Consider the following 14,392-nt stretch of genomic DNA (forward strand, 5'->3'; position numbering starts at 1 on the left):
TAATAAGTAAACATATATTATAGTTTTATGACAAACGAAGAACAATTTCTTTATAAATACCTTAATAATGCCTCTCCAACGGGCTTTGAAGCCTCTGGGCAACAGATTTGGCTGGATTATATCAAGCCATTTGTTGATCGTTATTTTACTGATTCATACGGTACAGCAGTGGGTGTGATCAATCCTGATGCGCAATTTAAGGTGGTGATAGAAGCCCATGCCGATGAGATCAGTTGGTTTGTAAATTATATCACCGCTGAGGGTTATATATATGTACGGAGAAATGGTGGCTCTGATCATATGATAGCCCCTTCCATGAGGGTGAATATCCATACCGATGAGAAAATTATTGCAGGTGTGTTTGGTTGGCCGGCCATCCATGTAAGAAAGGGTGATAAGGAAGATAAGCCAAGCTTGGAGAATATTTTTATTGATGTTGGGGCAAGGTCCAAAGAAGAAGTTGAAGACTTAGGGATTCATGTTGGCTGTGTGGTGACTTTCAGAGATGAACTGATGGATCTGAATGGAAAGTTCTATGCAGGAAGGGCCCTGGATAATCGAATAGGAGGATATATGATTGCCCAGGTAGCCAAGAAATTAAGGGATAATGGAAAGGAGCTGCCCTTTGGTCTCTATATCGTGAATGCTGTACAAGAGGAGATAGGCTTAAGAGGGGCCGAGATGATTGCAGCCAAGATTAAGCCTAATGTGGCAGTTATTACTGATGTATGTCATGATACAACTGCTCCTATGTACAATAAAATCACTAGTGGTGAGCAGGTGGCTGGAAATGGGCCTGTATTGACATATGGAGCCTCTGTGCACAAAAAACTATTGGATCTGATCATTGCCTCAGCCAAAAAAAGAGAGTTGCCATTCCAAAGGGCTGCAGCCTCAAGAAGTACTGGGACAGATACTGATGCTTTTGCCTATTCTAATGAGGGGGTGCCTTCGGCATTGATTTCCCTTCCATTGAAATATATGCATACCACAGTGGAGACAGCGAGCAAAAAGGATATTGAATCGGTAGTTGATTTGATTGTAGCCTTTTTGGAAGATTTGGATCCGGAATTTAACTTTAAGTATATCGATTGAAAAGTTTTGGTATTATAATAGTACAAAGAGCAGTATGTAGCTGCTCTTTTTTTATGGTCTTATATTGTCTTTGTTCAGTGGAGTTTTTCTTAACCGTAAGAAAATGAAAAGTAATTCTTTTAAAAAAATAATTTTATTACTAATTTTTAACCTCTTATGAAAAGGATAAGATAAGTTGATCTTGTATTGTTTTATGCAATTGTAAGGGGAAAGTCTCGTTTTAATTTTTTAACAGTAGGTTAAAAGGCTATAACAAGGACTTGTATTAAGGTTTTTAGCTTTGTTAAAAACGTATTGAAATTTTTTTGTTTCATTTTATTTCGTTTAATTTGAAGTAGTTATGAAACGAAAGGAAATTGGTAAAAGATTAATTTCTAGGGAATTTTGTAGCCAAAAGGTAATTATTCAGCTCCTGCATAAGGAATTGCGTGAGGGGCGGATGGCCGATTAATTGGATTTTATAGAAAAAACAGATATGATACAAACCACTTATTTGACCCTTAACACTGAATTAGCAGAGAAAAAAGGGGCATTTCACACAGCAAAAGAGATAGCTGGGCAACCTGAACTTTGGAGCCAAGTTTATGAACAAGTGGATCAAATGAAAGAGAAGATCCAGGCTTTTGTTGATCCAATTTTTGAAAAAGGAAATGCAAGAATAATTTTAACGGGAGCCGGTTCATCAGCGTTTATCGGAGAATCAGCTCAGGGAATTGTTCAGCAAAAAACAGGAGTGTTGACACAGGCCATTGCTACTACTGATTTGGTGACGCATCCAGAATTATTTTTCATGGCTGATATACCAACCATATTGGTGTCATTTGCTAGATCAGGGAATAGTCCTGAGAGTGTAGAAGCAGTGAGGTTGGCTGATAAATTCTGTAATCAAATATACCACTTGATTATTACCTGTAATGCAGAGGGACAATTGGCTGCATATGCCAACGAATGCGAAGGAAACTGTTTGGCGATCGTATTGCCTGAAGCAGCAAATGATAACAGCCTTGCGATGACCGGGAGCTTTACTTCCATGTTGTTGACTGTATTGATGGTTGCTGGAATTAAGGAATTGGATAAGCTAAAGCCAGCCTTTGACAATGCTGTTGCTACTGCCAATCATATATTGCATAATCAATTAGAGGATTTTGAAGCTTTGGCACAACGTGACTTCAAAAGAGTAATCTTCCTTGGTTCAGGTTCATTATTAGGTGTTTCAAGAGAGTGTCATTTGAAATTGCAGGAGCTTACTGATGGTCAAGTGGTTTGTAAGCATGATTCTTTCTTAGGGTTCAGACATGGGCCTAGGGCTGTTGCCAATGAAGACTCTTTGGTCGTGTATTTATTCGCAAAGGATGCACATGTTGCCAAATATGAAAATGACCTGGCATTGAGTATTGGACAGGATAAAAGAGCTATCAAAACCGTTTGTTTTGGTGGTGAAAATACGGAGGAGTACAATTCTATTTTGAATATACCTGTTGAAGGAAATGCTGAAGACGCAGTGTTTAATGTGTTGCCTGCTACTATGGTGGGGCAATTGTTAGGTTTTTATAAATGCCTGCAGTTAGGTCTTCAGCCAGACAATCCTTCTGTGAGCGGTGCTATCAGCAGGGTAGTTCAAGGAGTTATTATTTACAAAAAATAAATTGACATGATCCTTTCAGTTTGTCCTAATCCTTCAGTAGATACATATGCGTGGTTGAGTTCCCTGGAATTTGGTGTAGCCAACAGGATCTCAAAACAACAGGAGTTTGCAGGAGGAAAAGGTGTTCATGTGGCTATGGCCCTTAATGAATTCGGTGCAAAAACTGATTTGCTGGGAAACTGGGCTGGGCATTCCGGCAAGTGGATTAGGGAATTTTGTGATGATTTGGGTGTACAGAGCTTTGGACCGGAATTAGAAGGTGCAAATAGAAAATGCTATACCTTTCTTTCAGAGAATGAAAGCTTGCATCATACAGAAATGCTGGAGCCAGGACCTGCATTGAAGAAGGATCAGTATCATGCGTTTATTGAAAACTTTAGTGAGCAATTAGACTCGGCTAACCTAGCGGTTCTTTCTGGATCATGGCCAAAAAAAACACCCGAAACAGCTTATGCTGAAATGATAACTATAGCAGAAGAAAAAGGTAAAAAGGTCATATTGGACTGCAGTGGGAAGCAGCTTACTAATGCTTTGCAGCAAGGTTTCTTTGGTTTGCACCTGAATGAACATGAAGCCAAGGAGCTTTGTGGAAAGGACGATCCCTTGGAGGCCATGCAGGAGTTGAACAAGAAAGTTGACTTGGTGGCATTAACGCGCGGAAAGGAAGGGCTTTACTTGAGTTATTTAGGAAAAGTAGTACATGCCAATGTAGTCCTTAAAAAAGTGGTCAGCACTGTAGGAAGTGGAGACTGTTTGACTGCAGGGGTAGCCTATGGGGTAAGCAAAGGGTTTTCTGTAGAGGAGATCGCCAGACATGGTGTTGCTTTCGGAGCTGCTAATTGCCTAAGAGAGGATTTAGGAATGTTGTATCGCTCTGATGTGGAGGAATTACTCCCTAAGGTGTCAATTAAAGAATTAAGCTATGCATAAAAAAGACCTTTTAGTAGTAGGTGAATTGAATATCGATTTGATTCTTAATCAAATCAAAGGATTTCCTGAAATGGGGTCTGAAAAGGTAGCTGAAAAGATGGATGTGACTTTGGGGAGCTCTTCCGCCATATTTGCCTCCAATATCGCTACTCTGGGGATTCAGACTTCCTTTTGTGGAAAAGTAGGGAATGATGATTTTGGACAGTTTGTCTGCGAAACCTTGAAAAACAAACAGGTAGGGACTGAACATATCTCGATCTCAAAGGAGTTGAAAACAGGACTTACTGTGGTGATGAACTATGATCAGGATCGTGCCAATGTGACCTATTGTGGTGCAATGGAGGACTTGACCATTGAGGATATTCCTTGGGAAAAGGCATCAGAGTACAAACATTTTCATTTGTCCAATTACTTTCTTCAAAAGGGAATTCAAAAAGATATCACGGAGATATTTAAAAAAGCTAAGGAAGCAGGGATGAGCACCTCACTGGATCTTCAGGTAGATCCAGATGATGTTTGGGATTTCGATTATAAATCCTGTTTGCCTTATGTGGATATATTTCTTCCAAATGAATCCGAATTACTTTCTCTTACAGGAAAGACTGAAATAGATGAAGCCTTGGCAGAGCTGAAGGACTATGCCAATATTATTGCCCTAAAGATGGGGATAAAAGGAGGGTTGGTTTATCAAAAAGGAGATATTATCAAGGCAGCGCCTTATATCAATAATCAATTTGTTGATGCAATTGGAGCAGGTGATAGTTTCAATGCAGGCTTTATCTGTAAGTTTTTACAGGGTAATACCTGGGAAGAATGCTTGAAGTTTGCCAATCTAACTGGAGCACTTAATACTACTGCTGCAGGGGGAACTGGAGCCTTTGATAATATGGATAACCTGAAAGACAGGGCTAAGAAAATTTTAAAACAAGAAATCTAATAGTCAAAATGAAAATAAAAGATCAATTAAGAGAGTTTACCACGCAGAAACGTGGCCTTTTAGCAACCAACTTCTATAACCTTGAAACCCTTCAGGGAGTATTAAAAGCTGCTTCAGCTTTAAACGAACCTATCATTCTTCAGTTGACCCAAAGCTCGATTGACTATATGGGCTTAAATACAGCTGTAGCTATGGGTAGAGCGGCATTGGAGCAATATGGGGTAAAAGGATGGATTCACCTAGATCATGGTGGTTCGGTTGATTTGGCTCAGGCTTGTTTAGATGCTGGTTTTGATTCTGTCATGATTGATGGTAGTGAGTTGCCATTTGAGGAGAACGTGAAAATCACTCAAGAAGTAGTGAAAAGAGCCCATAAGTATGGGGCGCACGTTGAGGCAGAATTGGGTTATGTGGCTAAGTTAGGTCAGTCTCATGAGCACCAAGGCTTTACTACAGCGGAAGAGGCAAGTACTTTTGTGGAGCAAACAGGAGTGGATGCATTGGCGATTTCAATTGGTACTGCCCATGGATTCTATAAAGAGGAACCTAAATTGCAGTTTGATCTACTGACTGAGATTGCAGCTGTTACACCGGCAACTTTGGTGTTGCACGGTAGTTCTGGAGTACCTGAAGCACAATTACGTGAGGCAATTTCAAAAGGTATCTGTAAGGTAAACCTTGCTACAGAAATCAAAAATATCTTCATGAAAACACTTCAACAATTGTTGAAAGAAAATGAGGAGATTGACCTTAGAAAGGTATTCCCTAAGGCTACAGAATCGGTTACCAGTTTGGTAACCAAGAAGTTGGAAATAATGAAAAACGAACAGTAAATGATACGCCCCTTTATTGACGCCCACGTACATCTGAACACCACTTCCACCCAAAAAATGGAAAAAGCGTTAGCTCATGGGGTATCGTTTCTTTCCATAATTACAGATATTCCTTTTTTTGATTCGATTGAAGGGCAGGAGCAGGTGATAAAGGAATTGGATAAAAAGTATCCCAATCAAATCAAATACATTACTTCCTTCACAGCAGAAGGTTGGGGTGAACCTGGTTGGGCAGAAAAGTCCATTTCACAAATACAAAGAGGTTTGGACAATGGTGCAGTAGGCGTAAAAATCTGGAAAAACATCGGTATGGACTTACAGGATAAAGATGGTAGGTTCATAATGATTGATGATGAAAGTTTAGCGCCCATATTGAAGTACTTGGAGGATAATGAAATCCTTTTGATCGGTCACCAGGGAGAACCTAGAAATTGCTGGTTGCCACTGGAAGAAATGACAGTTGACTCGGATAGAAATTATTTCAAGGGCCACCCTGAATATCATATGTATCTTCATCCAGAGTATCCTTCTTATATGGCACAAATGGATGCTAGGGATAATATGTTGGAGAAGTATCCAAATCTTAATTTTGTGGGTCTCCACTTATTAAGTATGGAATACAGTATTGATGAGGTGAGCAAGAGATTGGATAAGTATCCTAAATTAATTACTGATTTGGCCGAGAGGGTTTGTCACTTACAGTTGCAATCTCAGGAAAGGTGGGAAGATGTCCGAAACTTTATGATAAAGTATCAGGACAGGATCATCTATGGAACTGATGTGATTGATGACGGTTCCTTTGGTGATCAAGGAGTTGCTGATAGACTTGAGCATTTATGGAAGTTTCATTGGGACTTCTTTGCCACTGACGAGGAGCTAGAGGCACCTGAGTTTTCTGGTACTTTCAAGGGACTATCCTTGCCTGAAGAAGTATTGGAAAAAATCTTTTATTCCAATGCTGCGAGAGTTTATAGATTTGGTCAGTAGAAATAGGCTCTCGAGAGACGTGAATCAGGATAAATTAACTATGAAAAATTTACACTAACCATATAAAAAAATGAGCAATAATAGAAGAGACTTTCTAAAACTGTCAGGATTGGCAGGTATGGGGTTGGTAGGAGCAGGCATGAGTGGCTTCACTCAAGCCGAAATGGATAATGTATTAAAACAAAGTAAAAGAAAAGCAAACCAGCGCTTCAATATGTCTGGTTATTCAGCTCCTAAATTAGATGTAGTCCGTGTGGGCTTCATTGGTTTGGGGATGCGTGGTCCAGGTCACGTAGAGCGAATGAGTAAAATACAAGGTGTAGAGATAAAAGGTATTTGTGATCTTGTTCCTGAGAAAGTAGAAAAGATGAAGGCGAAGTTGAAGGGGACGTCGCACAACCCTGATACGTATTCTGGATCGGCTTATGCTTGGAAAGAAATGGTGGACAGAGATGATATCGATTTGATCTTTATCCTTACTCCTTGGGACTGGCATGTTCCAATGGCAGTATATTCCATGGAATCAGATAAGCACGTAGCAATTGAAGTGCCTGCAGCTACTACATTGGAAGGATGCTGGGAATTGGTGGAGACTTCTGAGCGCACCAAGAAGCATTGTATGATGATGGAGAACTGCTGTTATGATTTCTTCGAAATGATGACTTTAAACATGGCCAGAGATGGTTTCTTTGGAGACATAGTTCATGGAGAAGGTGCTTACCTACATGATTTGTTAGGCTTGAACTTTAGCAAAACGGGTTATGAAGATATGTGGAGGTTGAAGGAAAACTTCCGTAACGGTAATCTTTATGCTACTCACGGTTTGGGACCAATCTGCCAGATCATGGATATCAATAGGGGTGACCAAATGGATTATTTGACCTCTTTGTCAAGTAATGATTTCATGATGAAAAAGCATGCTCAGGAACTAGCTGAAGAGGATAATTTCTACGCTTCTTTCGCTGAGGAGGATTATAGAGGTAATATGAATACCACTATGGTGAAAACCAAGAAAGGCCGTTCTATTATGATCCAGCATGATGTAACTTCTCCAAGACCATATTCAAGAATCCATTTGGTAAGTGGTACAAAGGGAATTGCAAGAAAATGGCCTAAAGAAGGTGTAGCTACTGGGCACAAGTGGTTCACCGAGGAGCAGATGAATGATCTTAAGGAGAAATACACTCCAGAAATCACCAAAAAAGTAGGGGAGATGGCCAAGAAGATTGGTGGTCACGGAGGAATGGACTTCATGATGACCTGGAGATTGGTAGATTGTCTAAGAAATGGACTTCCTTTGGATCAGGATGTGTATGATGCAGCTCTTTGGAGCGCCATCTCTCCATTGTCTGAATGGTCTGTAGCCAATAGAGCAAGCTCTATCGATGTGCCTGACTTTACAGGTGGAGCTTGGAAAACCAATACACCTGTTAGCATTACTCTTGAAGGTGGTGGAACTACCAAAGTGGTAATATAATAGTATATAAAATTTTCTTTTATAAAGTCCTGGTTGTTTTGGCCAGGACTTTTTTTTACTAAGTAGAACTGATTCGAGCTGTTATTTGTCCTCGCTGAAGGGTGGTTGAATTTTTTAATTAAGGTGATTCCAAATATTATTTCGAAATTTTATGAAACTATTTTTTCATTTCTTTAAGTGTGGTTAACTTTGCGCATGGCAGAACAGATATTAATCCTAGATTTTGGTTCTCAGTATACACAGCTTATAGCCAGAAGAGTAAGAGAACTCGATGTGTACTGTGAAATTCATCCATTCAATAACATCCCAGAAATTACTCCCGATATAAAAGGGGTTATTTTGTCCGGCAGTCCTTGCTCGGTAAGGGATGAAGGGGCTCCAGATTTGGACCTTGATCAATTCCGTGGAAAACTTCCTTTATTGGGCGTATGTTATGGCTCCCAACTATTGGCGCAGAAATATGGAGGAACCGTATTGCCTTCTGAGATCAGAGAATACGGACGAGCAAACCTTAGCTATATAGACAAACATGTAGATTTATTCCATGAAGTATCTTATGATTCCCAAGTATGGATGTCTCATGGTGATACTATTAAGGAATTACCAGAAGGGTTTGATGTCATTTCAAGTACAGCTTCAGTCAAGGTAGCTGCATTTAAAGTGAAGGGTGAAGAAACTTATGGTATCCAGTTTCACCCGGAAGTAACCCATTCCCTTGAAGGAAAAAATCTTTTGAGGAATTTTGTGGTTCAAATTTGTGGCTGTAGCCAAGATTGGACTTCAGATATTTTCATAGATTCTACTATTGAAGGGTTAAAAGAGAAGTTGGGAGATGATAAAGTGGTGATGGGTTTATCAGGTGGAGTGGACTCTTCAGTTGCTGCGATCTTGATTCATAAAGCTATTGGCGATCATCTTACTTGTGTTTTTGTAGATAATGGTCTATTAAGGAAAAATGAATATGAGGAAGTTCTTGAATCTTATAAAGACCTTGGGCTGAATGTAATTGGAGTAGATGCCAAGCAACGTTTTTATGATGCTTTAAAGGGTAAGACGGATCCTGAAGATAAACGTAAGGCCATTGGAAATACTTTTATTGAAGTGTTTGATGATGAGGCACATAAAATAGAAGGAGTGAAATGGTTGGGGCAAGGTACTATTTATCCAGATGTGATTGAGTCTGTGTCAGTAAATGGACCGTCCGCTACCATTAAATCCCACCATAATGTGGGTGGTTTGCCTGACTTTATGAAATTAAAAGTGGTTGAACCACTGAACACTTTGTTTAAGGATGGAGTAAGAGCTGTTGGAAGGGCTCTGGAAATCCCTGAAGCAATTATTGGAAGACATCCTTTCCCAGGACCTGGTTTAGCGATTAGGATTTTGGGTGATATTACTGAAGAGAAAGTAGCAACCCTTCAAGAGGTTGATCATATTTTCATTCAGGGCTTGAAAAACCATGGTTTGTATGATGAAGTTTGGCAGGCTGGAGCTATATTATTGCCTGTACAATCTGTAGGTGTGATGGGGGATGAAAGAACCTATGAAAAAGTGGTAGCCTTAAGAGCGGTATCTTCTGTGGATGGCATGACTGCTGATTGGGTGCATTTGCCGTATGAATTCCTTGGTTTGATATCCAATGAGATTATTAATAAAGTAAAAGGGGTGAACAGAGTTGTTTATGATATCAGTTCTAAACCGCCTGCCACCATTGAGTGGGAATAAAATTTAAAAGCCTGGTGTAAATCAGGCTTTTTTTATCTGGTTTTGTATCAAAATCAATTAAATTCGTAAACCTTCAAAGAAAGGTATAAAATTTGATTCAAGCCGTTCAGGAACAGGGCTAACGATGAGCAAGTCAATTGATTTCTGCTCATATCTTTTGAGGGAGTTTTTCCTTTGGTTCCGGCAAATCATCATAAGTTAATCTTACCCATGAAAAAAATTCATCTAATAGTACTTTTGGGGCTTTTCTTCCAGTTAACAGTAATGGCCCAACAAAAAGGAGAAGGATATAGTAGTGCTGTACGCTTAATAGATCTTGGCAATCAAGAGGAGGCCATGGAGCAATTAAGGCCCTATTTAAATTATAAGGAATATGGGAATTTGTCCCTCTATGCCCGTTACCATTTTGCGAGGGCTGCTTATAAAAACAACCAATACCAATTGGCTCAGGCGACCTTGGTTGATTTGTTGGGGAACTATAATTGGGAGCGTGAGGATGAAGGACTTTATTTATTGGCTTTGACCTATTTTGCCCAAAATGAGGCTTATGCGGGATTGAGTGAAATAAGTAAGATAGATGGTGATGAATTAAAAGAGGAGGGCTTTAAGGCGAGCTATGATTATTTGAATAATAACGCTACCACCAGTTTTTTGGCTGCTCACTGGGCGGCATTTAAGCAAAACAAAGGGTATGTATTAGCCCTTAAGGAAAAATTACTTAGCCAATCAGTATTGACGAGCAGCGAAAGGCAGATCCTTACTGATATGGAAAATATGGATCTAGGAGGGGGAGAGACAAGTACAGCCAAGATTAGGAATCAGACTTTGGATGTAGCTATAATATTGCCGTTCAACTATCAGGGCGGTACGGGTGTTAAAAACCTTGAGGGAAATAATTTTATTTTCGAATTATATCAAGGGATTAATATGGCTGTTGAAAACGCCCGTTCACAGGGTATGGATATTAATGTCAAAACTTTTGATACTGAAAGAAAAAATGAGGTTGTAAGGAAGATTTTAACGGATTCATTTTTTTCTAAGGCCGATGTGATCATTGGGCCTTTATACCCTGAGGAAACTGAAATTGTGGCCGGTTTTGCCCAAGCTAATAAAATCCCATTCATCAATCCCCTTTCTAATATCACTGACGGTTTTGATGGAATGGGATACGCCTATTTATTTAGGCCTTCCACAAAAGAGATTGTGGACAGGATTTTAAATTATAGTAGATCAAATGTTACTGGAAACCGAATAGCATTGGCTTATTCTGGTTCAACCAGAGATGAGTTGATGGCCAGGGAGTTTGCCGAAGAGGCTTCAAAGAGGGGATATAGAGTGGTGTTCAACCAAAAGGTTAATTCCAGTAATATCAGGGATTTTATGGAAAATATAGGGATCAGACCTGGTGAGACTCCAGCGGTTGACGAAATAGTTATTTTCTCTGACGATCCTTATATTGCCTCACCAACACTTTCATTATTGGAATCGCAAACTACGCAGACTCCTATTTTTGTTATGGACAGTTGGTTGTATTTCAATTTTGCCAATTTTGATATGTTGGATGGAAATGAACTGTATTTCGTAGGGAATAATACTATTGATTTGTCTAAAAAGGCAGTAGAAGATTATAGGTTCCATTTTTTCGAGCGTTACCATGTTTATCCTGGAGCAAATGCGTATGTAGGTTATGATCTTATGAACTGGGTGGCTGAAACTATTAATGAACAGAGAGGCTTTGATTTTAGGGAAAACCTTAACCGAAACGGTATGGTGAAAGGAAGTTTAAGCTTTGGATTGAATTTTAGCAACAGTCAGTCCAACCAATACGTTCCAGTATTGAAATTGAATGAAGGGAAACTGGAAGAAATTAAATTATAGTTTTAATGAATATTAATAACAGCAAGGCGCTTTTTGCAAACGCCCAGAATTTTATTCCTGGAGGAGTAAATTCTCCTGTAAGAGCTTTCAAAGCTGTAGGGGGAGATCCATTGTTTATCAAAAAAGCCGATGGGCCATATTTATTTGATGCGGATGATAACCGGTTTATTGAATTGATCAATAGCTGGGGGCCAATGATCATAGGACATAACCATCCAATGATAAAAGAGGCGATCATTAAAGCCATGGAAGATGGTACTTCATTTGGAGCACCTACCTCTAAGGAGATTGAAATAGCTGAGCTGATCACTAAGATGGTTCCATCTGTTGACAAAGTTCGAATGGTTAACTCGGGAACTGAGGCGACAATGTCTGCAGTGAGACTGGCCAGGGGATTTACAGGTAGAGATAAGTTCATCAAGTTTGAAGGGAATTATCATGGACATGGTGATTCGTTTTTGATCGCTGCAGGATCTGGAGCCATTACTATGGGGGAACCCAATTCACCTGGTGTAACCAAAGGAACTGCAAAGGATACTTTACTGGCTCCTTATAATGACCTTGAAGCGGTTAAAGCATTGGTTACTGCAAATAAGGGTGAAGTTGCAGCGATTATTTTGGAGCCTGTTCCTGGAAATATGGGGCTTGTATTGCCTAAGGAAGGATTCTTGGAAGGCTTGAGAAAAGTCTGTGATGAGGAGGGAATTGTGTTGATTTTCGATGAGGTAATGACCGGTTTCCGACTTGCACAAGGTGGTGCTCAGGAAGTGTTTGGTGTTACTCCAGACTTAACTACCATGGGGAAAATTATCGGTGGAGGTATGCCGGTGGGCGCGTATGGAGGAAAGAAGGAGATAATGGAATTTGTTTCACCAGCAGGTCCAGTTTATCAAGCTGGAACACTTTCCGGGAATCCTATCGCTATGGCTGCTGGATTGGCTATGCTTAATTACTTGCATGAAACACCTTCTGTCTATCAAGACTTGCAGGCAACAGGTGATGCTATAGTTGCAGGTGTAAAGGAGAGTTTGCGCAAACTTGGGCTAGATTATTCAGTAACCCATTTGGGAAGCATGTACAGTTTGTTTTTTACAAATAAGGAGGTGACAGACTTTGAGTCCGCCAAGGAGTCAGATACTGCTTTGTTTGGGAAATATTTTCAGGCAATGCTGAAAAGAGGGGTGTATTTAGCCCCATCTCAATTTGAAAGTTTGTTCCTTTCAACCTCATTGAAGCAGGAGCATATTGAGCGTATTATTCATGCCAATGAGGAATCACTCAAAGAGATTCACTCATAAGGAATTTAGGCCAGTTCAATCGAACTGGTTTTTTTTATACCAATAATAAGGAAAGGTAGAGTTCAGCCATAATTGCAATGGACAGGGTAGTGAAATAGAAAAATCCCAATAACCAGAATTTTATCAGGGTTTTGAACCAGCCTTGTTTTTGGGTTTTAAGGAGGGATATATATGTATAGGTGCTGACTGCAATAAAGCAAAGCCAAAATGCTCCCGTGCTAATCCCGGGAGTGAATTTTATGAATAATAGACCAAGTCCATAAATGAGGTAGGCAAAGCTGTGCAAATGCAGGCCTTCGACTAAATGCTCCACATAGAAACCAGGATTCCTGATATATAAAAGCTTCATATATAAAGCAAAAAAAGGAAGTAGCACAAACATCATCACTGGAAGGTTTTTAGCCGATTCGATAAAGAAGAGGTTGGAGTTGGCAATGAAATTTCGAACAATAGTATCGTCGAGATCAGTCATGAAATTATATTTATGATGAAGTAAATCCATAAAAGTACTGTCAGGGATTTCTTCATCCTGTGCCATGATTTTTAACTCCTGCCAATCAGATTTTGTGGGCAGTGGTGACGAATCTAATGTGTCAGGGAGGTTAAGTTTTTTTGAGAGACTATCTGTACCTATATCTCCAAAAGTTTCTTTCAATTCTTGTATCTCTTTTTGTTCTAAAGAATCTGCGAGGTTGACTACTGTTGAAGATGATGAATCTGGTGGCGTAGAATTCAGGTTAATGGCCTTGTCCATAAGATTTTTTGGAAGGAGGCTACTGATAATAAAAAAATAGAAAATAGACAGAATGAGGTACATCCTAATAGGGTGAATGTATTTCGTTCTTTTACCCTCGTTAAATTCAATACTTAGTCTTCCTGGTTGGCTGATGAAAATCGGTATTGTTCTAAAAAGTTTGGTTTCGAAGCTGATATAATTGGAGAAAAAATCCTTGATAAAAAGTCCAATAGAAACATTTTTGTCCATATTTTCCTGACCGCAATGAGGGCAGAAATTGTCCTCAAGACTCAAGTTTTGGTCACAGTTTAGGCATTGGGTTAATTTTCTGCTCTTTTTCATTCAATCCTAATAAGTGGCTTACCTAGTTATTGTGCTTATTGATCGTGTTTTATGCTCGATATTTTAATTAAATAATTGCCCGGAAAAAGCCTGTCTATTACTTTTGATCTAATAATTAGCATTAAAATAGAAAATATATGCAAGAAAAGATAAAAGTATATGGTATCAAGAATTGCGATACAATGAAGAAGACTTTTAAGTTATTGGAAGAAAATGGGATGGAATATGATTTTCATGATTATAAAAAAGAGCAACCAACAGCTGAACTTTTAGAGTCCTTTCTTTCCGAGGTTCCTTTGGAAGTTTTGTTGAATAAACGGGGAACTACCTATAGAAAGCTGAGTGATGATGAAAAAGCACAAGCGGAAACAGCGTCAACTGCTATCCCTTTACTGGCAAAAAATAGTAGCATGATAAAAAGACCAGTAATGATTTTTCCTGATGGGGATATTCAGGCAGGCTTTAAAAAAGATGAAATATTGAATAAAAAATAAAACCTGGCTAGCCAG

12 protein-coding genes are annotated in these 14,392 nt (G+C 39.3%); 11 read left to right on the forward strand and 1 reads right to left on the reverse strand.

Annotation, left to right across the window (positions count from 1 at the left end):
- The first annotated feature begins 27 nt into the window (after positions 1-27).
- The 10 genes from KMW37_RS19410 (at position 28) to hemL (ending at position 12,805) form a co-directional block, all read left to right on the forward strand.
- The gene (locus KMW37_RS19410) at positions 28-1,095 is read left to right on the forward strand and encodes a M20/M25/M40 family metallo-hydrolase (protein ID WP_215226302.1); all 1,068 of its coding nucleotides are present in this window, start codon (positions 28-30) and stop codon (positions 1,093-1,095) included.
- A 475-nt stretch (positions 1,096-1,570) separates the two neighbouring features.
- A complete protein-coding gene (locus KMW37_RS19415; protein ID WP_215226303.1) occupies positions 1,571-2,740 on the forward strand; it encodes an SIS domain-containing protein in 1,170 nt (389 codons plus the stop codon).
- Positions 2,741-2,746: 6 nt separating this feature from the next.
- A complete protein-coding gene (locus KMW37_RS19420) occupies positions 2,747-3,670 on the forward strand; it encodes a 1-phosphofructokinase family hexose kinase (RefSeq protein ID WP_215226304.1) in 924 nt (307 codons plus the stop codon).
- A complete protein-coding gene (locus KMW37_RS19425) occupies positions 3,663-4,607 on the forward strand; it encodes a carbohydrate kinase family protein (protein ID WP_215226305.1) in 945 nt (314 codons plus the stop codon). The genes KMW37_RS19420 and KMW37_RS19425 overlap by 8 nt, the downstream gene beginning before the upstream one ends.
- Before the next feature lie 8 nt (positions 4,608-4,615).
- Positions 4,616-5,440, forward strand: coding sequence for a class II fructose-bisphosphate aldolase (locus KMW37_RS19430; RefSeq protein ID WP_215226306.1), 825 nt, complete (start codon positions 4,616-4,618; stop codon positions 5,438-5,440).
- On the forward strand, positions 5,441-6,427 hold the full coding sequence (locus KMW37_RS19435; RefSeq protein ID WP_215226307.1) for an amidohydrolase family protein: 987 nt from the start codon (positions 5,441-5,443) through the stop codon (positions 6,425-6,427).
- 70 nt (positions 6,428-6,497) lie between these two features.
- Entirely contained in the window at positions 6,498-7,904 is a 1,407-nt protein-coding gene (locus tag KMW37_RS19440; protein WP_215226308.1) for a Gfo/Idh/MocA family protein, read from the forward strand.
- Between the two features lie 195 nt (positions 7,905-8,099).
- Positions 8,100-9,629, forward strand: coding sequence for a glutamine-hydrolyzing GMP synthase (guaA, locus tag KMW37_RS19445; protein WP_215226309.1), 1,530 nt, complete (start codon positions 8,100-8,102; stop codon positions 9,627-9,629).
- Between the two features lie 210 nt (positions 9,630-9,839).
- Entirely contained in the window at positions 9,840-11,507 is a 1,668-nt protein-coding gene (locus KMW37_RS19450) for an ABC transporter substrate-binding protein (RefSeq protein ID WP_215226310.1), read from the forward strand.
- A gap of 5 nt (positions 11,508-11,512) precedes the next feature.
- Positions 11,513-12,805 (forward strand): glutamate-1-semialdehyde 2,1-aminomutase, encoded by a 1,293-nt coding sequence (hemL, locus tag KMW37_RS19455; protein WP_215226311.1) that lies wholly within the window; start codon positions 11,513-11,515, stop codon positions 12,803-12,805.
- A 34-nt stretch (positions 12,806-12,839) separates the two neighbouring features.
- Here the strand turns inward: hemL and KMW37_RS19460 are convergent, their stop codons facing one another.
- Positions 12,840-13,883 (reverse strand): DUF3667 domain-containing protein, encoded by a 1,044-nt coding sequence (locus KMW37_RS19460; protein ID WP_215226312.1) that lies wholly within the window; start codon positions 13,881-13,883, stop codon positions 12,840-12,842.
- Between the two features lie 137 nt (positions 13,884-14,020).
- Between KMW37_RS19460 and KMW37_RS19465 the strand changes: the two genes are divergently transcribed.
- The gene (locus tag KMW37_RS19465; RefSeq protein ID WP_215226313.1) at positions 14,021-14,377 is read left to right on the forward strand and encodes a Spx/MgsR family RNA polymerase-binding regulatory protein; all 357 of its coding nucleotides are present in this window, start codon (positions 14,021-14,023) and stop codon (positions 14,375-14,377) included.
- Positions 14,378-14,392 lie beyond the last annotated feature (15 nt).

Source organism: Echinicola shivajiensis (assembly GCF_018642165.1).
Taxonomy (GTDB): Bacteria; Bacteroidota; Bacteroidia; order Cytophagales; family Cyclobacteriaceae; genus Echinicola; species Echinicola shivajiensis.